Source organism: Streptomyces sp. NBC_01451, from assembly GCF_036227485.1.
In the GTDB taxonomy this organism is placed as follows: domain Bacteria; phylum Actinomycetota; class Actinomycetes; order Streptomycetales; family Streptomycetaceae; genus Streptomyces.
Genome location: NZ_CP109479.1, coordinates 9,262,839 through 9,283,377 on the forward strand (window position 1 = coordinate 9,262,839; position 20,539 = coordinate 9,283,377).

A 20,539-nucleotide genomic window follows, 5' to 3' on the forward strand; every position below is an offset into this window, starting at 1 on the left:
TGAGGCCGGCCGGGCCGGCCCGGGGGTGTTTCCGCCGTCATGAAGGAGGTAGGCCATGTGCGGCCTGAGTGGGGAGATCCGCTTCGACGGCCGGCGACCCGACCTCGCCGCCGTCGAGCGCATGAGCGACCGGCTTGCCGCCCGTGGTCCCGACGGACAGGGAACGTGGACGCGGGGCGAGGTCGCCCTGGGGCATCGCCGCCTGAAGATCATCGACCTGTCGGAGTCCGGGGCACAGCCGATGACCGATGCCCGGGGCGGGCTCACCGGGGTCTTCAACGGTTGTGTGTACAACTACCAGGAGCTGCGCGAGGAGCTCCAGCGGCTGGGCCACCGCTTCGAGTCGACGTCGGACACCGAGGTGGTGCTGAAGGGCTACCGGCAGTGGGGTACCGCCTGCGTCGAGCGCTTCTACGGCATGTTCGCCTTCGCTCTCGTCGAACACCGCACCGGTCGGGTGGTGCTGGGCCGCGACCGGCTCGGGATCAAGCCCCTGTATCTGGCGCGGACGCCGGACCGGTTGCGGTTCGCGTCCACACTGCCGGCCCTTCTCGCCGCCGGGGACGTCGACACCTCCCTCGATCCGGTGGCCCTCCACCAGTACCTGAGCTGGCACGCCACGGTGGCGGCGCCGCGCACCGTCCTCAACGGCGTCCGCAAACTCCCGCCGGCCACCGTGCGCGTCGTCGAACCGGACGGCACCCAGCACGACCACCGCTACTGGCAGCCGTCGTACACCCGGCGGCCCGAGTACGCCGACATGGCCCCGGCCGAATGGCGCGACGCGGTGCTGGAGGCGCTGCGTACCGCCGTACGCCGGCGGACGGTGGCCGACGTGCCGGTCGGGGTCCTGCTCTCCGGCGGGCTGGACTCCAGCCTGGTCGTCGCGCTGCTGGCCGACGAGGGCCGGCGCGACCTGAAGACGTTCAGCGTCGGGTTCGAGGCGGAGGGGGGAGAGGAAGGGGACGAGTTCGGGTACTCCGACCTCGTCGCCCGGGAGTTCCGCACCGACCACCATCGGCTGATGATTCCCTCCGGCCGGGTGTCGGCGGCCCTGGACGGTGCCGTCGCGGCGATGAGCGAGCCCATGACCAGCCATGACGCGGTCGCCTTCTACCTGCTGTCCGAGCAGGTGGCGAAGGAGGTGAAGGTCGTGCAGAGCGGCCAGGGCGCGGACGAGGTGTTCGCCGGCTACCACTGGTACCCGGAGCTGGCGGAGGTCACCCGCGAGGAGGAGCCGGACCGGTATGCCGAGACGTACTTCGATCGCCCGCATGCCGACCTCACGCGCATCCTTCAGCCCCACATGCTGCCCGGCGACGACGTCTCGGGCCGCTTCGTCAGGGACCACATGGCCGTGCCCGGGGCGGAGACGGCCCTGGACGCGGCACTCCGGCTGGACACCCACGTCATGCTCGTCGACGACCCCGTCAAACGGGTCGACAACATGACCATGGCCTGGGGTCTGGAGGCCCGGGTGCCGTTCCTCGACCACGAACTGGTGGAACTGGCCGCTGCCTGCCCGCCGGAGCTCAAACTGGCCGACGGCGGCAAGGGCGTACTGAAGGAGGCAGGCCGCAAGCTTCTGCCCCGGGAGATCGTCGACCGGCCCAAGGGCTACTTCCCCGTCCCGGCGGTCAAGCACATGGCGGGGCCCGTCCTGGACCGGGTGCGTGCGGCACTCGACACACCCGAGGCGAGGAAGCGCGGCGTGTTCCAGGAGTCGTACGTCGCCGAACTCCTGGCGGCGCCCGACGAACACCGGACCAAGCGCGGAGCCAACGCCCTGTGGCAGGTGGCTCTGCTGGAGACATGGCTGCAGACGCACGGGATCAAGTGACCGACGAGCCGGGCACACGGGCGCCGGAGACGGTGGCGCCCGCCCGGCCGTCAGCCGTGGCCCAGCCCGGGGCACCCGGCCTCGCAGCACTGGCGGCCCTGCTGTCGGACGCCCGGCCGGCGGACACGCACGACCCTGACTGTGCCGCCGCCCCCGTCCCGGTGCCGCTGCCGGGGGCGGGCGGCCCGCGCGAGGCCGTGACCCGGCTGCACGCGCACGGCTGCTGGTATCCCTCCGCCGGCGCCGACGGCGCGGAGACGGCCTTCATCTGCGACCGGGGCGGTGTCCCGCAGCTGTGGGCCGGTCCGGTGGACGGTTCCGAGGTGCGGCTGCTCGACTCCTCCCCGGATCCCGTCAAGGAGGTGTCCTGGTCGCCGGACGGCCGCTGGATCGCGTACACGACCGCGCCTGGCGGCGCTGAGCACACGCGGGTGCTGTGCGTACGGCCCGACGGCACCGGACGTCGCATCCTGGCCGGAGCCGACCCCGGAAGCTCCGCCCACCTGGGGTGCTGGACACACGACGGGTCGGCCGTCGCCGTCACCGCGACCGCCCACGCGTATCTGGATCCCGCCGGTGCCGCGTTCCCGTCCGACTGGGCCGACCGGGACGGCCGCGCGACGCTCCTCGGCGGCGCCGGCCACGACTCCGGGCAGCGGACGGCGGCGGCGCCGGTGGATCTCAGGACACCGGAGGCACCGGCCGTCCGGCCCGGCGGCGGTCTCTCCGCCTACCTGATCGATCCCGACGGCCTGGCATCACCGGTACTTCTCGCCACGGAGACGCACGCCGCCACCCTGCGCGTGTGCGACCTCAGCCGCGACGGAACGCTCGCGCTGCTGCGCCGGGGGCCGCGCGGACGACGCGAGGCGGTCGTCCGGCGCACGGCCGACTCGGTGACGACGTGCACGGTGCCGGTCGCCGACGGAGATCCGTGGATCGGCCGGTTCTCCCCGGACGGGCGGACGCTCTGGCTGCGCAGCGACGCCGGCCGGGAGTACGCGGCGCTGCTCGCGGTCGCTCTCGGCGCCGACGGCGAACCGTACGAGAGGACGGTCGTGGTCCAGCGCGAGGACCAGGAACTGGAACTGCTGGCGATGGCCCACGACGGCCGCACCGCCGTGCTGGTGTGGAACGCGCAGGGCGCCGGGGAACTCGAACTCGTCGAGACCTCCCCGGCGCACCACGCCCCGCCCGGCACAGGGCCGGCGAGACCCGTCGCCCTGCCGCACGAGGTCGTCACACGGGTGGTGGCGGCCGGACCGGGCCGCATGCTGCTCGCGCTCTCCGGCTCGCAACGCCGCCCGGGTGTGTGGTGGGCCCACGAGGGCGTGTCCCTGCTGCGCACCCCGTGGTCCTCCCGCGACGAGGACGCCGTCCCGCCGGGCCGCCCACCCGTGCGCCCCGTTCCCCAGCGCCTCACCGCACGGGACGGGTTGCCCCTGAGCGGCTGGTACTACAGGGCGCCCGGACGAGCCCCGGACGAGCCGGCGCCCTGCGTGATCCATCTGCACGGCGGCCCGGAGGAGCAGGAACGCCCCGTCTTCAGCCCGCTGTACCACGAGCTGCTCGGCCGCGGCCTGGACGTCTTCGCCCCCGACGTCCGAGGCTCCTCGGGACACGGCAGGTCCTTCGTCGACGCCGACCTGGGCACCGGCCGCTTCGCCGCCCTGGACGACGTTGCGGACTGCACCGCCCACGCGGTGACGGCGGGTCCCGCCGACCCGACCCGGCTCGCGGTCATGGGCCGCTCGTACGGCGGCTATCTCACGTTCGCCTCCCTCGTGCGGCATCCGGACCTCTTCCGCACCGGGGTCGCCGTCTGCGGCATGTCCGACCTCCTGACCTTCTTCGCCGGTACGGAGCCGTGGATCGCGGAGTCGGCGGTGCACAAGTACGGCCATCCCGAGCACGACCGCGCCCTGCTGCACGCGCTCTCCCCGATGAGCCGTGTCGACGCGCTGCGGGTCCCGCTGCTCGCCGTCCACGGTGAACACGACACCAACGTGCCGCCGGGGGAGTCCGAGCAGTTCGTACGGGCCGCCCGGGAACGCGGCATCCCCGCCGAACTCCTCACCCTGCGCGACGAGGGCCACGACTTCCTGCGCGCGGACAACCGCAGACTGTTCCGCAGGGCCGCCGCCGACTGGCTGGAACGCCACCTCGGCGGCTGAACGGCCCTGCCCCTGCGCCTGCTCAGTTCGGCGTGTCACCGACCAGGGCGAGGTTCTCGATGGCCGCCAGACCGTAGAGCGCCGTGGAGTTGGTGCTGATCCAGGGAGCGTCGGTGCCCGCGTTGAGCACGGTGGGGCCGTCGATCTCGGTGGTCGTCCACAAGGTGCTCGCGTCCGGATAGCCGTCGCCCGTACGGAACTTGCTCCAGGCCCGGGTGGCCAGTGCGGCTTCGCCGGTCTGACTCGCCGCGTAGGCGTCCAGCCGGGAGTGGCCCTGTACCAGGCTCACCTTGAAACTCGCGCCGTAGCGGGCCTTCTGCTCGGCGGAGGTGGCGTTGAAGTAGCGGCAGTAGTCCAGCCACGCGGCCCGGAAGCCCGGGATGTCGCTCTCGTCGAGAGCGCCGATCAGCTCGGCCGCCAGTTCGGGCAGACCGAAGCTCGCGGAGAGGTGGGAGACGGCGATGACGGGGGCGGTCTGGACGGCGAAGGCGCCCGTGTCGAGGTCGTACAGACCGCTGCCCTGCACGAAACCGTTGGGCTGCGCGGCGATCGTCGAGGCGCTGGCCAGCAGTTTCTTCCTCGCCGTCCGCCACTTGGGGCCGCGCCGCTCCCACTCGGTCCACCAGGCCCAGCCGAGGCCGCTCCAGTCGGTGCCGAATCCGATGGACAGGGCGTGGCGGTCCCCGGGGGTGTAGCCGTCGGTGCGGACCTTGCGGTTGGGATCGAGCCTCAGGAACGTCTCGTCCGCGTCGACCTGGGCGTGCATCAGGTCGCCGGTGCGCTCGTCGGCGGTGAGGTAGTAGAAGAGGCGGCGGTAGACGGGCGTCGAGATACGGACCTGCTTGGCGCTGTCGCCGAAGTGCTGGACCCCGTGCCGGGTGCCCAGGCCCGCCCATTTCCCGAGGTGGTAGACGTCGACCTCGCCGGTGTGCCGGGTCATCGCCTCGGCGAAACGGTAGATGTCGGCCCGTCCGGAGCGCAGATAGGCCAGCCAGAGCCACAGGTCGGTGGAGAGCTCGGAGTTGTCCCAGGCGTAGCCGCCGACGTCGTAGCACCAGGTGTGGCGGGCCGGGTCGTAGGTGTGCTGGACGTCGCCGTAGTCCAGGAAGCCGTACCAGCGGCGCTGTTCGCGCTGGTCCCGGTAGTAGGCGAACAGCAGGTCGAGTCGGTCCTCGACGGTCTTCCTGGCGGTGGTCGAGCGGTCCACGGGCGACCAGAGCCCGGCGAAGACACCCGCCTTGTGCAGGGTCTCGGGAGCGGTGACCAACTGCGGAGGAGCGGTCAGCGCGTCCTTCTGGGCGACCAGCGTGCCGGTCGTCGGGGTGGCGGCGTTGGCCCACAGGTAGAGCTCGGAGGTACGGGCGATGCCGTACGGGGTGCCGAAGCCGGGTTCGTAGTCCTCGTAGGTGATGTTGAGCCCGGCGGTCTGCTCGTCGTAGGTGTCCTGGCCGAGGCCGTCGTGGTAGAAGCGCAGGTCGAGCGGCTGGGCCTCCGGTGACCAGAGCCAGAGGGTGACGGTCGCCTCGTCGGAGGCGGCGCCGCGGACGTCGAGCTGGGCGGGGTGCTTCTGCCAGAAGTCCCGCAGCCCGAAGGAGAGTCCGCCGCTGACCCCGCCGACGTAGCCGAAGCCGGGGGCACGGGTGCCGCCGGTGGTGTGGATCCAGCCGTGCCCGGCCTTGGTGCGCTTGCGGACGGTGAAGCCGTCGGCCGACAGCTGGGCCAGGGAGTAGTCGCCCCAGGCCGGGACGTACTGGAGGGCGGAGGAGACCCGGGTGTCCCAGGTGGAGATGTCCGGCAGCCGCTCGCCCTTGACCTGCGCCGTGCGCACGGCCGCGCCGGGGTCGCGGCGCAGCCCGGTGATGCCCTGGACGGCCTCGGTCAGGAAGCCGTCGTCGGCGCCGGCGAGGCGGACGTGCCGGTTGTACAGCTCGTCGGAGAGCGGCACGCGGATGCGCAGGCCCAGGCCCTTGATGAAGTCGCCGCCGGCCTTGCCGGCCTGCTGTGTGCCGTCGTACGTGATGGTGTGGACGACGCGGATCGCCTCGGAACCGGCGTACAGGTAGAGGCGGACGACGAAGGGCAGCCAGGAGCGACGGCCGCGCTCGTGCTCGCCCTCGATACGGATGACGGCGCGTACCGGTCCCGCCTGCTCGACGGTGACGGAGTGCACGCGGCCGGTGAAGCGTTCCCAGCGGGCACTGGAGGCGCTGCCGTCGAGGTCGTCGTCGAGTTCCGGCTGGCGCAGGACGACCAGTTCGGCCCTGCTCGCGATCCTGGCGTTGCCGCGCTTGACGGCGCGTATGACGTCGTGTGCGCCGGACTTGGCGATGCTGACCTGGATGACGCCGGTGTCGACGTCGATTGTGCCGCCCTTGGTGTCCACGGTGAGCGCGGAGTCCGCCGGCGCGGGCGTGCCCGGGGCCAGGGTGTAGCTCTCGGCGGGTCCGGCGGTGGAGCCGACCGCGTGGGCGGTCCACTTCAGGGTGCCGTCGGGCCAGTGGGCGGTGGGCCAGGACTGGACGGGGACGGCCGTCCCGTCGGCGGCGGTGAGGGCGAAGGCCTGGTCGGCGCGGAGCGCGCCCTGGGGCCAGGCCACGCCGAAGGTGGTGCCGGGTGCCTCGGCGGGTGTGCCGCCCTCCAGCCAGGTGAGCTTCACGGGGTCTGTGGAGGGCGCGGCCTCCGCCGCCGTGGCCGGGTCGGCGGTGAGCGCCCAGGAGAGCTGGGTCGCCGCGACGGTCACCGCTGCCGCCTTGAGGGCGTCTCTGCGCGACATCTCAGCCACGGTGACCATCCTGGAGGCGCCAGACACGGAAGTCGCTGATGTGGAAGTGACTCCAGGTGGTGCGGAAGGCGAACCAACCGCTGGTGTACGGGTTCTCGTCGGTGTAGTCGAAGACCAGCTCGCCGTTGTCCCAGTACTGGATGTGCTTGCCGTCGGAGACCAGCCGGATGCGGTTGGGTTCGTTCGCGGTGAGCAGCGGCGAGGTGTAGTCGTAGATCAGGGGCCGCTCGCCCGCCACGCCCGCGTAACGGCGAAGCCGGGTGGTGGTGTTGTAGTTCGCGCCGAGGCCCGCGTAGTACGTGGTGAGCTGGTCGTAGTCGGCCAGGGCGCCGCTGCGGGTCGTGGCGAACAGGTTCTCCGGGGATTTCGGATCCCGGGCGTTCCAGAAGGAGTTGAGGTCGCTGACGCGGTCGTTGACACCGCCCGCCGAGACCGGGGTCGCCGTGAAGTCGATCTCGTAGCGGCCGGAGAACGGCCGCTTGAACCACACCGAGGCCCCGGCGGGCACGTCGACGTCCAGCACACCGCCCTTCGCCGTGACGATGCCGCCCTTCTCCAGCTCGGTCGACCACTGGCCGGTGCCGTGCCGGAAGTCGTCGCGGGCCAGCAACTGACGGTGGTGGTGCGGGCCTTGACCGCTCGGTGCGGCAGCCGCACCGGTGGACAGGGCGGTGGTGAACGCGGCGGCGAGACTCACCACGAAGGTGGCCCAGGTGTAGCGCATCGGAAGATCCCTTTCTGTGGACGGCCAGAAGCGTACGTAAATCAACCCTTCCCATCAGTGAATGCCACAGAAGTGAAAAGAGGCGTTCACGATCAAGCCGATTCGCCGCCGAATCCCGCATGTTGGGACCGAGTGTGACGTGCTGTTACAACTTCATGATCATCGCTCGGTGATCTCCGTGCGGAGCCGTTGCGGCGGGCAGGCTTGGGGCGCCCTCCCACCCCAACCCTTCCTCGCACCACAGGAGTTGTCCGCATGTCGTACGGCAGCCCGATCTCCCGCCGGACCGTCCTCGCCTCGGCGGCGGGACTCGCCCTCGCCCTCGCCACCCCCGTCACCGCCAGGGCCGCGGGCTTCGGCTACACCGACGACGGAACCAACTACGTCGTCGACACCGGAGCCGGCCTGGTCTTCAAGGTCAACCACAGCAACGGCGACCTGTCGTCCTTCGTGTACAAGGGCACCGAGTACCAGGGCTACGACGGCAAGAACTCCCACGTCGAGAGCGGCCTCGGCGCCTCGACAGTCACCGTCTCCGCGCCGGCCACCGGCGTCGTCCTCATCAAGGTCGTCCACGGCACCCTGATCCACTACTACGCGGCGCGCAGCGGCGAGAACAACATTTACCTGTTCACCTACAAGCCCGACACCTCCGTCACTGCCAGTCGCTACATCGCACGCCTCAAGCCAGGCATCTTCCCCACCACCTACCCGGACACCTGGTCCAACTCCGACACCGTCATCGAGTCCGCCGACGTCTTCGCCAAGGCCGACGGCACCACCAGGTCCAAGCACTTCGCCAACCTGCGGACCATCGACTACCACTACTTCGGCTTCAGCGCCTCCGCCGCCTCGGTCTGGGTCGTGCGCTCCAACAAGGAGAAGGACTCGGGCGGCCCCCTCGTCCGCCAACTCCTGCGCCACGGAAACGAGTCGGGCGCCGGTCTCTACGAGCACCTCTACTACGCCGAAGGCCAGACCGAGCCCGAGCGCTTCGGACTGCATGGCCCGTACGTCCTCGCCTTCACCGACGGCTCCGCGCCGACCACCGCCGTGTCCGGGCGCGACAACACCGCCTGGGTGGACGCCCTCGGCCTCACCGGCTGGACCGGCGCGAGCGGCCGCGGGCGGATCGTCGGCAACGGGCTCGCGGGACGGGACACCTCGTACCCCTACGTTGTGGGCGTGGCCAACTCCGAGGCGCAGTACTGGGCGAAGGTGGACGCGGACACCGGCAAGTACTCGGTCAAGGGCATCCTTCCCGGCACCTACACCCTCACCGTCCACAAGGGCGAACTCGCCGTGCACACCGAGAGCGTCACGGTCACCGCGGGCGCCGCCACCACTCTGCACACCATCACGATCACCGGAGACCCCGCCGCCGACACCGCCCTCTGGCGCGTCGGTGACTGGAACGGCGCCCCGACCGGCTTCAAGAACGCCTCCCTCGTCACCTACGCCCACCCTTCCGACTCCCGTGCCGCCGCCTGGACAGCCGGCACCTATGTCATCGGTAGTTCGGCGGCCTCGGCGTGGCCCGCCTACCAGTTCAAGGAGATCAACCAGGGCCTGCTCATCTCCTTCACGCTCACCGCCGCCCAGGCCGCCGCCGACCGCACCCTGCGCATCGGCATCACCACCGCCAAGGCGGGCGGTCGCCCCCAGATCGCCGTCAACAGCACCTGGACCTCCGCGATCCCGGCCGCGGCCACCGAGCCCTCCACCCGGACCCTGACCGTCGGTAGCTACCGGGGCAACAACCACACGTACGAATACGTCATCCCCGCAGCCCAGTTGCTCACCGGAACCAACACCCTGCGCATCGACGTCGCCAGCGGGTCGGCGGGCGGCGGAGGCTACCTCAGCCCCAGCTACGGCTACGACGCCCTCGACCTGCTCTGAGGGCATGAGGGAGCGAGTGCGAGCCGTCCCCGACAGACGTTCGGCATCGGTATCCGCACTGCGTGACGGGTTGGGCACATCGAAGCGGTGCTTTCAGGCAGGCGCATCAGAGCCAGGAGTGAAGAGGCCGCCCTCCGGTGACCCGCCGGGAGGTCGGCCCCCGGCTGATCGACGGTGATCACACCGACACCGGCGACCCGCCCCGTGGGAACGGTTGCGAAAGCGGCGACGGCCCGGAGGCCGCCGCCGCGTGTTCGGTGAGGTGGAGCAGGTCAGCGCTTCGTGTAGATGAAGCCGAGCTTGTCCACCTCGTCGCCGGAGCGTCCGTGGAATCCGGCGATCTGCCAGCCGGTCGGCGCGGTGCGCGTCACGCAGTCGGACGTGGTGCTGCCGCCGGCCAGGGTGCGGCCGAGGTTCGTGGCGAACTTGGCGTAGAAGATCCGGGTGTGGCCGTCCTTCGCCGCCTGGCACAGCTGGGCCGAGGTGACGTATTCGCCGCTGCCCAGGGTCAGGGACGAGGCCGTGCCACCGGTGCCGCCGTGGGTGAGGGTCTTGCCGTTGTCGAGGGTCAGGGCGACGCTGTCGACGCGGGAGCCGCTGCGCAGCGTGAGGCTGACAGGGCGGGCGCCCGCCGGTACGGCGTCGATGTCGTTGTAGTAGTCGCCGTGCGGGCCGCCGAACTGGTCGCTGAGCTGGAAGGCGGCGTTGCGTGACCAGGAGAAGCCGACCGAGACCGGGTCGTGGTCGGAGAGCATGAGCCCGGCGTCCGTGAGGAACTTGGAGTGCTCGTTGTTGTAGGACGTGGCGTTGAGCGAGACGAGCTTGCTGCCACGGTAGAGAACCTTGTCGACGACCTCGCAGGTGTTCGGCACGGTGGTCCCGGTCTGGTCGCATACCAGGGCGTCGCTGCCCTTGGTGGGCGGAGTGCCGCCGCGGATCAGCTGCACCCAGGCGTCGGTCAGCCCGTTGGCGGCGCCGAACTCGGCGATGGTGTCCGCGGAGCGGGTGTAGCGGGTGTTGGTGTCACCCATGACCACGACCGCGTTGCCGGCGGAGTGGGTCTTGATGAAGGCCGTCAGCTGGTTGAGGTTGTCGGCGCGTGAGGCGAGGTCGCCCTCGTTCGTTCCTGCGTTGGTGTGCAGGTTGTAGAAGTCGACGTACACGCCCTCGGCGAGGCGCTCACGCATGAACGTGAACCCCTTGGGCGTCAGGCAGTCGCCGGAGTCCCACTGGCAGGAGTTCCAGCGCACCCGCTCGAAGTCGTCCTCGTCGTAGGGGAGTTTGGACAGGGTGTTGAGTCCGCTGCCGATGCCGGCACCGCCGCTGGTGGGTGTGCGGTACGCGTGCGCCGTGTCCGCGGCGTAGAGGTAGGCGTGGTAGTTGAAGTCCTCCTCGACGTGCACGATGTCGTACGGCGCGATGCGCTGGCCGATGGCAGTGGTGCTGGTGTCGCGCGGTGTGGACGCGCTGGAGAGTATCGAGGGCAGTCCCGCGACGTTGTAGGTGAGGGTGCTGAAGGACCCGGAGGCCGGGTCCGCTGCCGCTGCTGGGGACGCGGTTGCGACGAACCCGCCGCAGGTGACGGCCGCGGCCGTGAGGCAGGTGAGAATACGGCGCATGAAGCGGAGCTCCTGTGAAGTGGAGAGTGGCAGCGGGAACTTACCGCCGGTAATGCATTTCTGTCGCGGGCTCGGGCGGGAGAGATCGAAACTTGACCGAGTGGTCTAGGCCAGGGCCCTCCGAGGGTGGTGCCGGTGGCCGGTGTGCCATCGGGAGGTGTCCGGACGGTTGCGGGAGCGGTGGCCGTGCGCCTCCCCTGCGGCACGAAAGTATCGCCCTCGTTCGAACTGAGGAATGTGTCCCTCATGACGGTGGACGATTCCGTCAGTGCCTGATCAAGATGGCTTTCCGGGGCGGGCTTCGACGCTTCCCCGGGGCTGCGAAAGCGAGTTGTGCGCTTTCGTGGCTCCTGGCGGCGGCGAAGCCCGCGGCCTCGACAGCGAGGGATGCCAGACTGACCGCCTCACCGGGCCAGGGGATGGGGACCGAACACCGTGCCGGACAGCAGATCAGACACACCTTCCACGGACGAGGCGGAAGTGCGGAACGCGAGCGGTGGAGGACCGGCGGTGGTCACCATCGCCTACATCGCCGAGTCCGCCGGTGTCTCGGTGCCCACCGTGTCGAAGGTGCTCAACGGCCGGTCCGGGGTGTCGGACGAGACACGGGCCCGCGTCGAGGAGCTGATCCACCGGTACGGCTACCGCAAGCCGCCGAAGAACCGCAGCAATCTCGTGGAGCTGGTCTTCCGCGAGCTGGAGAGCATGTGGGCCGTGGAGATCATCCGCGGCGTGGAACGAGTCGCCCGGAAGAACAAAATCGGTCTCCTGGTGTCGGAGTTCGGTCTCCAGGGCGCTCCGGGCAGGAGCATCGACGACACCCTGGAACGGCGCCCGCAGTGCGTCCTGTCGGTGGCGCAGCTGTCGGAGGAGGAGCGGGCTCAGCTGAAGGCGAAGGGCATCCCGTTCGTCGTCTTCGACCCGAACGGGGAGCTCCCCGACGACGTGCCGTTCGTGGGTGCCACCAACTGGCGGGGCGGCCAGGCCGCGACCCGGCACCTGGTCGGCCTGGGACACCGGCGCATCGCCATGATCAGCGGCCCCGATCATCCCTTCTGCCTCGCGCGGCTGGCCGGCTACACCTCCGCACTCACGGAAGCCGGCCTGGCCATGGATCCGGATCTGGTCGTCAAAACTCTCCTCACCCGCGAGGACGGCTACGCGGCGGCACGCGGCCTGCTCTCCCGGCCCGAGCCTCCCACCGCCGTCTTCACCGCCAACGACATGCAGGCCATGGGTGTCTACCAGGCCGCGCGCGAGCTCGGGCTGAGGATCCCGCAGGACCTGAGTGTGGTGGGCTTCGACGACGTACCGGCCGTGGCCTGGGTGGATCCACCCCTGACCACGGTCCACCAGCCCCTGGCGGAGATGGCGGTGGCCGCCACCGAGATGGCGCTGGCACTGGGGCGCGGCGAGGACGTGCCCCAGGTGGGCCTGGAGATCGCCACCACCCTCACCGTCCGCGAGAGCACGGCACCGCCGAAGAGCTGAACGGACCGGGGGAGAACCCCGGGTGCCGGTACGGGCACCCGGGGTGGCCGACCGTCGGTCAGCCGACGGTGCCGGTCACCGAACCTCCGGACTTCGTCACGCGGTATGTCACGGTGGCGCCGCTCCAGAAGTGGAAGGTGAGCGTCGCCTGCGTGTTGTCCCGCAGTGAGTTGACGAACTTCGAGGTGAGGAGGAGGGCGTTGCCCGGGTAGTCGGGGGAGAACGCCTCGTTGAACTCCTGGTAGGGAGTCCAGTTCGTCGGGCCGGCGTTGCCGCCGTCGGCGTACGTGGCCTCCATGGTCGCCAGCAGGTCACCGCGGAACTGGGTGGGGACGGTGACACCGTTGGTGTTGCCGGTCGCGTTCGAGAGGACCGGCCTGTCGTACGTGGTGACGTGGATCTTCCAGGGGAGGCCCCGGCTGAACCGGGCCTCGACGGTCGCGTTGACCCCGTAGGCGCGGTTGCCGGCCAGCCGGGTGAGCGCGGTGGCCGTGAGTGTGAGCTCGTTCCCGGAGACGGTGTAGTCCCGGCCCGGGGTGAGCATCGTGTTGGCCTGCCAAAGCCCTTGGAAGCCACCCCCGTTCGGGTTCAGGGTGAGCGTCCTGGCGGTGATCGCGCTCGACTTCGCCAGGAAGACCCGGTCCGAGGAGGCGGTGCCGGAGCGGGTGGTCCAGCTCGACTTGATCTGGTTGATGATGGCGGGGTCGCGCCACTGGAACGTGGTGCGGTTCAGGAAGTTGAAGGCGTCCCACAGGGCCGTGGTGACTCCGGCCGCGCGCGCCTCGTAGCCGAACTGCTCGAAGTACTTGAGCGCCTCGCCGGGTTCGACGCGGGCCGGGTGGTTGTGGTCGGGGTACGACAGCAGGCCGTACTCGCCCAGGTAGACGGGGATGCCCTTGGAGGTGAGGGTGTTGCGGATCCGGGCGAAGGTGTCGGTCATGTCCTTCTGCGCGGTGGCGTCGAACCGCGTGCCTCCGGCGACGTTCACGCTGAACGGGTACCAGCCGTAGAAGTGCACCGTGGCCACGAGGTTGGGGTCGTTCAGCGACTTCATCCCGGTGGCCAGGACGTCCAGGAAGTCCTGGCTCGCATTGGTGTGGAGGGTGGGCAGCACCAGCAGCCGGGTCGCGTTGTTGCCGCCGGACTGGCGTACCAGGGTGTGGAAGGCCGTGTTGAGTTCGTTGTTGTACTGGTTGCCCTGGGCGTCGGTGGTGTTGTTGAACTGCGGCTCGTTGTTGCTCTCGAAGAGCAACGCCTGCGGTGAGTCACGGAACGTGGCCGCGATCTGGGTCCAGGTGGCCTTGAAGCGGGCCAGGACGTTGTCGTGGTCGGTGGGCATGGTGGCGATCCACTGCCACGAGTCGTGATGGACGTTGAGCACGACATGGAGACCGTCGGCCAGCGCCCAGTCGACCACCTGCTTGACGCGGTTCATCCATGCCGCGTCGATCGTGTAGGGGGTGGTGGAGGACTGGTGACCGCTCCAGGTCACGGGGATCCGGACACTCCGGAAGCCCTGGGCCTTGATGGTGTCGAACAGGGCCTTGGTGGTCAGTGGGTTGCCCCACGAGGTCTCGTCGGGGATGGCGTCGAGGGTGTTGCCCAGGTTCCAGCTGGGCTGCATCGCGGCCACCGTGTCCATGGGGGCGGCGGCCGACCTGGGCAGCGGGAGCCCGGTCAGGGACGTGTCCTTGTGGCTCGGTGCGGCGAACGCGGTGGTGCCGGTCAGCCCGATCGCGGCGACCAGCGCCAGGAGGAGGCCGAACAGACGGCCGGGGCCGCGACTGCGGCGCCGGGTGGGGTGTGGCGTTCCCTTCATCCTTGATCCTTCTCTGTTGGCCGAGCGGGGGTTCCGCCCGTGGGGGGATGGAGCGACAGATGGCCGAAGGAGGGAGCCCGACGTCTCCGGTCGGCGGCGTGGTGCCGTGGCGTGCGGCGAAGGCTCAGAGGGCGGGCGGCTCGTAGTCGAACCAGTCGAAGCGGACCGTGCCGGCCGCGGCGTACATGCCGATGACCCGGCCGGTGAAGCCGCCGGCCACCTCGGTCGACAGATAGCGGCCGTCGAGGGTGCCGAGCGCGGTGAACGTGCCGTCCGGCTCCTCGACGCCGAGCGTGAGGGTGTCGGGCCCCGTGCGGGCGTCCCGGGGAGGGGTGGCGCGGACGCGGACACCGAGGACCACGGGCCCGGCCGGCACGGATCGGGACCCCACGACGCTGCGCAGCGGTCCGACACGGCTGAGGACGCGCACCTCTCCTTCGGACGCCTCGATCTCGTAGTGGTGCTCCTCGTCCAGGCGCACAGCGAGGCCACCGCTCCCTTCCGCCGGGTCGATCCGAGTGCGCACCTCGCATGCCAGGTGCTGCTGGCGGCGACCGACGAACATCACGTCCGGCTCGTCCAGGGAGGTACCGCGGGCGCGCAGCGTCAGCCAGCCGGACCGTTCCTTGGTGGTGCAGTGTTCCGCCGGACGCTCGCGCACGGAGATCCACTGCGGCCGCAGCTCGCTGAGGTCGAAGTCGTCCCGGACCGCCTCGACGGGGCCGGGGACGAGAGGCCAGGACGGTGCGGGCAGTTCGGGTGTCACCTCGCCCACGACGGGCCAGCCGTCCACCCACTCGACCGGTGCCAGGAAGGTCTCGCGGCCCAGCACGTGCCAGCCCGGACTTCCACCGCGCGGCCGGACACCCAGGAACACCATCCACCATGTGCCGTCGGGCCGCTGGACCAGGTCGGCGTGGCCGGTGTTCTGGATGGGGTGGTCGGTGCCGCGGTGGGTGAGGACCGGGTTGTCCGGGCACGGCTCGAACGGGCCCGTGGGTGTGCGTCCACGGGCGATCGAGACGCCGTGGCAGCGCTCGGTGCCGCCCTCGGCGATGAGCAGGTACCAGTAGTCACCGATCCGGTACAGGTGCGGTGCTTCCGGAGCCTTGGCGCCGGGCGCGCCGGACCACAGCTGGCGCCGCGGTCCGAACGTCTGCCCGGTGTACGGGTCGATGCGGACCTGCGAGACCCCGGCGATCGTGCACCAGCATGTGCCGTCCTCGTCCCACGCGAGGTCGGGGTCGATGCCGGGGACGTCGGGCAGACGGACGGGATCGGACCACGGCCCGGCGGGGTCGGTGGCGGTGAACAGCATGTTGCCGGCGCCCTCGGTCACATTGGTGACGATCAGCCAGAAGCGGCCGTCGTGATGGCGCAGGGTGGGGGCGTAGATGCCGCCGGACGACGGTGTCCCCGTCAGAGGGAGCTGGCTCGGCCGGTCGAGGGCGTTGCCGATCTGCGTCCAGTGCAGCAGGTCACGGCTGTGGAAGACGGGGATGCCGGGGAAGTACTCGAAGCTGGAGCAGACGATGTAGTAGTCGTCGCCCACACGGCAGATGCTCGGGTCGGGATGGAAGCCGGGGATGACGGGATTGGCGAAGGCGGCGTCCGCCTGCTGCTTGTCCGACACTGGGTCAGGTCCTTTCGGTGGTGCGGTTGTCGTGGTCCGGCGGCAGGTTCTCAGGACGCCTCGGGCACCGCGTGGGTGAGGCGGATCGGTACGGCGGACGGAGGCGTGGGCAGCGCAGGCGCGAGGTCTGCGGTGTCGGGGTTCCGGGAGAGACCGGCCTGCTTCCCGGCCGGGTAGAGCACCTCGACCCGTGCCGCCGAGCCGTCGAGGCGCCGCAGCGGTCCCGGGTCGGCGCCGGGCCGCCTGCGGGCACCCCGTGGTGCAGGCGGCGAGCACCCCGGCGATCCGGCGGGCCGCGTCGCGGTACGCGGGCACGGTGAGGCAGTACGTGTCACGGCTGCCGTGGACGGGCCGGGTGCCGTCCGGTCGGGGCCGCAGTCGGCACCGAAGGCGAGTCCTGCCGGCTGGTCGGTCGGGCTGTGTGAGGTCATGACGGGTCCTTGGAGTAGGGGGACTTGGCCGACGCACTGCTCTGACGCACTGTCAGGAGTTTTCGCTGCAGCACCCGTTCGTCCTCGGCCGCTCTCCCGACGCCGCTCGGCGTCGATCCGGCTCATCAAGTGGTCGACCGCCACCCCTCTCCTGCTGGGCGTCGAAGCGCTTCACATGGCGGCGAAACGTTAGTGACATGTTTCTCGCGAAACAAGGGGCTGAAAGCCAGGAAACTTTCTCTTCCCAGAGATGTTGACAGCCTGCGGAGCCGGTGGCAGCGTCGAAGCGCTTCAACAAATCCGCACCCAGCCTGCTTGGGGGTCTGCCTCGTGGGTCCGCCGTCCCGTGACCCGGCGCCGCCGGTCGACAGGCGTGTCGACGGCCTGCCCGGGCGGCTCACGCTCGACGAGCGGATCGCGCTGCCGCACGGTGTGTCCTGGCTCGGCGAGGCCACCGTCTTGCCGCAGGCCGTCGGGCCGGGTGAAGTCGGAGCAGTGACTCGACGGCCAACTGCGCCGCCATCGACCGGTGGAGGGCGCTGAGCAGCCCAACCGGACACGGACGATCCGGTGACGGAGTGACCCCGGTCGCGGGGCCGGGAAGCGATCGCTTCCCGGCCCCTGTCCCCGCAGTCCCCTGCCAGGGTCGGAGCAGGGGCAGAGCGCATGCCACGGCATCGACTGCCCTGGCGCACAGGTGAGTTGGGCGCGTTGGGTGCGTTGGCCGGATGGGTGGGGCCCAGGGGCGGAACCCGGGCCCCACCGTCAGGAATCCCTGCGCTCGACCTTCGTCGTGCCGGAGCCGACGGGCCCGATCCGCAGCACCGTACCGGTGAGGTCGGTGATGTACCTGACGGGCACCCGTCCTCGTCCGCCGGGTGCCGTTGCCGTCACCCGGTACTGCGCCGGGTGGGCATCACCGATCTCCACCTCAAGCACCGCGCTGGAGTTGGGCGGCACCGTCACCCGGGTCGTATGGGCGTCGGCCGACCGGTGCACGGCGACCCTGACCGGGCCGCGCACGGACGGCACCGTTCCCGTCGCCTCGGTCAGGGCGCCGGTCCTGGGACGGATGAGGAACTCCGACGCTCCGGGAGCGGTGACGCGGACACCGAGCACGTGCCGGGGGATCGTGTTCGCCGGAGCCGAGGCCCAGGCGTGGGAGAACGTCATGTTGGACTTCAGCGCGGGATCCCAGGCTTCCGTGACGATGGTGGCCTTCAGCTCGTCGAGCATGTGCAGCCACGAATTGGTCGCCGTGGAGGTGAGCAGCGCGAGTGCGGCGTCGGCGCGGCCGAGCCGGAAGAGGGCGTCGAGGAGGAACTGCGCGCCGTACACGCTCACCCGCATCCCGCCCGCCGCGAGCGTGTCGCCGAGCCGGCCGCGCACCTCGTCGTCGAGGGTGTCCGCGACGCCGAGGGCGACCGGGAAGGCGGTGGCGTGCTGGGCGCTGTGCGTGGTGCCCTCGCCGTCGAGGAACCGGCCGGCCGTGCTGTCGAGCAGGGTGGCGCGCATGGCGCCGGCGAGGGTGTCGGCACGTGTGCGCAGGGCCGTCGCGTCGTCGTCCTTGCCCAGTACCGCGGCGCACTTGGACAGAGCGTCGAAGGCCGCGTACTGGAAGGCGTTGACGACGGTGTTGACGTTCGTGAAGACATACCCGTCACGGCTGGCGGTCGGCCAGTCGACGAGGTCGCCCAGGTCCTGGCTGCTGCTGCCGGGCGCCTTGCGGACCAGGCCCTGGGAGTCCAGGTAGGCGGTGAGGTTCTTCGCGGCGAGCAGGTCGTAGTCCTTGGCGAGCTGCCGGTCGTCGCCGGTGGCGAGGTAGTCCTCCCAGGCGGACAGCGCGCACATCAGCCGGTACTCGGTGGGCCAGGTGCCCTTGCGGACCAGGTAGTCGTTCGACCAGCGGGCCAGGGCGTAGGAGCGCTGGACGCCGTACTCGGAGAGCTGGTTGATCAGCGCGTCGCCCTCGTAGGGGCCGCGTTCCCGGGTCGGGGTGTCCGTGTAGAGATCGCCGCGGGTGGCCTCGATCGAGTAGCGGCACAGCTCCCAGACCCGGTCGAGGTCGGGGTCGGAGCTGCTGAAGGAGGACTCGCTGTCGTCCCAGTCGAGGCGCCAGGCCCGCCCGGTGACGACGGCCCCGGACAGATCGAGCGCCGTGCGCAGTTCGGCCCAGCGGAAACCGCGGTAACCCCAGTGCTCGAAACGCTGGCCGCCGTCGCGCAGGGTCCACACCTCGCGGTACGTGTTGGTGGCGCGCAGCTGGTACTTGACGGTGCCGTCCGCGTTCAGCTCCTCACCGAGGCGCACCTCGACGGTGTCGCCCGCGCTCCCGGTGACCTCCAGGGCCAGCCCGCCGACGATCTCCCGGCCGAGATCCACCAGCCAGCGGCCGTCGGCGACCTTGGTGACGGAGACGGGGGTGACATCGTGCAGTCGCGGCGGCTCGATGGGTGCCGGGACGAGGCCGCTGATCGCGGTGCGGACGACGGGAGCGTCCCACCCGCTGTCGTCGAAGCCGGGCCCGGTCCAGCCGACGGGTTCCCGCCGCAGGTCCCAGTACTCCTGGGGGACGGTGAAGTAGCTGCTGCCCGCACTGCCCTTCGCCGGCAGCAACCCGGCCTGGCGGCGCGCCTTCCAGTGGCTGCCCGAGGCGACGGTCGTCCGGCTGCCGTCGGTGTACGTGATCTCCAGCTGGGCCAGGAACTTCTGCTGCGAGGTCGTCCAGCAGAGGGCGGCCAGCGCGTTCGGTGTGCCGTCGCTCCGCAGGGTCGAGGTGATGTCGAACGCCTGGTACGCGGTACCGGTGCCGGAGCGCACGGAGGCGTGCCCGACGACCGTGCCGTTGCTCCACACCTTGGCCACGTACTGCCGGGCGGAGTCGGGGGAGGTGGCCGCGACGTAGAGGACGGCGGCGGCCACCGTCCTGCTCGCGGCGGTGGCGTACTCGTGGCGCAGCAGCGCCCAGGTGTCGTCGGCCCCGTAGGAGGAGAGCGAGGTGGCGCCGGTGGGAAAGGTCAGCGTGCCGCCGGAGACGGTGCCGGCGGAGAAGGTGCCCTTGTCGGAGGCGAAGTCGTCGTCGAGGAGAACGGTTCCGTCGGCGGCGGTGAAGGTGATCCGGTCGTAGACCTGGGACTCGGTGAGGCCGTTGCGCAGGCCGATGTTGCCGGAGGTGTAGCGGGTGTCGGTGGTGGTGTCGACGACGCTGCCGTTCACCGTGGTGGTGAAGGCGGAGCCCGTCATGGTGACAGCGAGGTCGGTCCACTCCCCGGCGGTGACGGCGAACGGCAGCCGGACCTCGCCGAGGACGGTGTACGTGCCGTTCACGCAGACGTGCTTGCGCAGGACGCCGGTGCTGCCGGCGCGCAACTGCCACATGTAGTTGTTGGAGGTGTTCGCGGCGCGGAACCACACCCCGGCAGCCACAGCGGTGATCTTCAGACGGGCGGTGAAGGTGCCGTCGGTCATGACCGGCCCGGCCGGTGCCCAGATCGGCTCGGCCTCCCACTCCTCGTCGACCGAGGTGGCGAGCAGAGCGGGCTCCGACCACGCGGAACGCCCTTCGCCCCAGCTGGCGACCCGCCACCAGTAGGCGGTTCGGGGCTGTAGCGGCGGCCCGCCGTAGGGGACGGCGGTCGAGTCTGCGGACTTGAGCCTGCCCGAGTCCCAGACGAGGCGCTCGTCGGCGAAACCGTCCGGTGCGACGGCCAGTTGCAGCTGGTAGGCGCGCTGGACGGTGCCGGCGCAGAAGTCGGGCACCTGCCAGCTGAACCGGGGGTTCTGTCCTGCGCTCGTGCCGAGTGCCTGGGGGAGCAGATCGGCCATCGTCCCGGTCGGCAGGGGCGGGCGGCCGGGGGTCCTGGCGGTGCCAGGCCCGTCGGCGGCGAGTGCCGGGGGCCCGGTCAGCACGACCGAGGCGGCCGTGGTGCCACCGAGTTGGAGAAGTCTTCTACGCGACAGGTCCCAGGACATCGGTGCACCCTCGGCTGGTGAAAGGTTTCAATGTGATTGCCCGGAGGTTAAGGTTCCGTGTTCGTCCAGTCAATCCCTTCAGCCCCTTTGGTTTCGCTGTGAATTGAAACGATTTAACCGGGTGGGAGTTCTCGGCACGACCGGTCAGCGGA

The 20,539-nt window shown here is 70.6% G+C and carries 11 protein-coding genes; 4 read left to right on the forward strand and 7 right to left on the reverse strand.

The features are described 5' to 3' along the window. The first annotated feature begins 55 nt into the window (after nucleotides 1–55). Nucleotides 56–1,840, forward strand: coding sequence for an N-acetylglutaminylglutamine amidotransferase (locus OG595_RS40970; protein WP_329281255.1), 1,785 nt, complete (start codon nucleotides 56–58; stop codon nucleotides 1,838–1,840). After that, complete coding sequence (locus tag OG595_RS40975; protein WP_329281257.1) at nucleotides 1,813–4,014, forward strand: prolyl oligopeptidase family serine peptidase; 2,202 nt, start codon at nucleotides 1,813–1,815, stop codon at nucleotides 4,012–4,014. Before OG595_RS40970 ends, OG595_RS40975 begins: the two co-directional genes overlap by 28 nt. A gap of 22 nt (nucleotides 4,015–4,036) precedes the next feature. Here OG595_RS40975 and OG595_RS40980 read toward each other — a convergent pair whose 3' ends face one another. Both OG595_RS40980 and OG595_RS40985 read right to left on the reverse strand, forming a co-directional pair. After that, nucleotides 4,037–6,796 (reverse strand): exo-rhamnogalacturonan lyase family protein, encoded by a 2,760-nt coding sequence (locus OG595_RS40980; protein WP_329281258.1) that lies wholly within the window; start codon nucleotides 6,794–6,796, stop codon nucleotides 4,037–4,039. Further along, nucleotides 6,789–7,520, reverse strand: coding sequence for a DUF6250 domain-containing protein (locus tag OG595_RS40985; RefSeq protein WP_329281260.1), 732 nt, complete (start codon nucleotides 7,518–7,520; stop codon nucleotides 6,789–6,791). The genes OG595_RS40980 and OG595_RS40985 overlap by 8 nt, the downstream gene beginning before the upstream one ends. Nucleotides 7,521–7,775: 255 nt before the next feature. Between OG595_RS40985 and OG595_RS40990 the strand changes: the two genes are divergently transcribed. Further along, nucleotides 7,776–9,422 (forward strand): rhamnogalacturonan lyase B N-terminal domain-containing protein, encoded by a 1,647-nt coding sequence (locus tag OG595_RS40990; protein ID WP_329281262.1) that lies wholly within the window; start codon nucleotides 7,776–7,778, stop codon nucleotides 9,420–9,422. Nucleotides 9,423–9,694: 272 nt separating this feature from the next. On the opposite strand, the gene OG595_RS40995 is transcribed toward OG595_RS40990, so the two are convergent. Further along, nucleotides 9,695–11,041 (reverse strand): jacalin-like lectin, encoded by a 1,347-nt coding sequence (locus OG595_RS40995; protein ID WP_329281264.1) that lies wholly within the window; start codon nucleotides 11,039–11,041, stop codon nucleotides 9,695–9,697. 510 nt (nucleotides 11,042–11,551) lie between these two features. Here OG595_RS40995 and OG595_RS41000 point away from each other — a divergent pair. Further along, nucleotides 11,552–12,532 carry a LacI family DNA-binding transcriptional regulator gene (locus OG595_RS41000; RefSeq protein WP_329281266.1) on the forward strand — a complete coding sequence of 327 codons (981 nt, stop codon included), beginning with the start codon at nucleotides 11,552–11,554 and terminating at the stop codon, nucleotides 12,530–12,532. 58 nt (nucleotides 12,533–12,590) lie between these two features. On the opposite strand, the gene OG595_RS41005 is transcribed toward OG595_RS41000, so the two are convergent. The 4 genes from OG595_RS41005 to OG595_RS41020 form a co-directional block, all read right to left on the reverse strand. Beyond that, entirely contained in the window at nucleotides 12,591–14,351 is a 1,761-nt protein-coding gene (locus tag OG595_RS41005; protein ID WP_329281268.1) for a cellulase family glycosylhydrolase, read from the reverse strand. Nucleotides 14,352–14,475: 124 nt separating this feature from the next. Then, nucleotides 14,476–15,984, reverse strand: coding sequence for a glycoside hydrolase family 43 protein (locus tag OG595_RS41010; protein WP_329281271.1), 1,509 nt, complete (start codon nucleotides 15,982–15,984; stop codon nucleotides 14,476–14,478). Between the two features lie 50 nt (nucleotides 15,985–16,034). Continuing rightward, nucleotides 16,035–16,415 carry a hypothetical protein gene (locus OG595_RS41015; protein ID WP_329281273.1) on the reverse strand — a complete coding sequence of 127 codons (381 nt, stop codon included), beginning with the start codon at nucleotides 16,413–16,415 and terminating at the stop codon, nucleotides 16,035–16,037. A gap of 765 nt (nucleotides 16,416–17,180) precedes the next feature. Continuing rightward, nucleotides 17,181–20,387, reverse strand: coding sequence for a family 78 glycoside hydrolase catalytic domain (locus tag OG595_RS41020; RefSeq protein ID WP_329281275.1), 3,207 nt, complete (start codon nucleotides 20,385–20,387; stop codon nucleotides 17,181–17,183). Nucleotides 20,388–20,539: the final 152 nt, after the last annotated feature.

Excerpts from the sequence above, each read along its gene's own strand:
- OG595_RS40970 (WP_329281255.1), top strand. The coding sequence starts at position 56 with ATGTGCGGCCTGAGTGGGGAGATCCGCTTCGACGGCCGGCGACCCGAC.
- OG595_RS40975 (WP_329281257.1), top strand. The coding sequence starts at position 1,813 with ATGGCTGCAGACGCACGGGATCAAGTGACCGACGAGCCGGGCACACGG.
- OG595_RS40985 (WP_329281260.1), bottom strand. The coding sequence starts at position 7,520 with ATGCGCTACACCTGGGCCACCTTCGTGGTGAGTCTCGCCGCCGCGTTC.
- OG595_RS40990 (WP_329281262.1), top strand. The coding sequence starts at position 7,776 with ATGTCGTACGGCAGCCCGATCTCCCGCCGGACCGTCCTCGCCTCGGCG.
- OG595_RS40995 (WP_329281264.1), bottom strand. The coding sequence starts at position 11,041 with ATGCGCCGTATTCTCACCTGCCTCACGGCCGCGGCCGTCACCTGCGGC.
- OG595_RS41005 (WP_329281268.1), bottom strand. The coding sequence starts at position 14,351 with ATGAAGGGAACGCCACACCCCACCCGGCGCCGCAGTCGCGGCCCCGGC.
- OG595_RS41015 (WP_329281273.1), bottom strand. The coding sequence starts at position 16,415 with ATGACCTCACACAGCCCGACCGACCAGCCGGCAGGACTCGCCTTCGGT.
- OG595_RS41020 (WP_329281275.1), bottom strand. The coding sequence starts at position 20,387 with ATGTCCTGGGACCTGTCGCGTAGAAGACTTCTCCAACTCGGTGGCACC.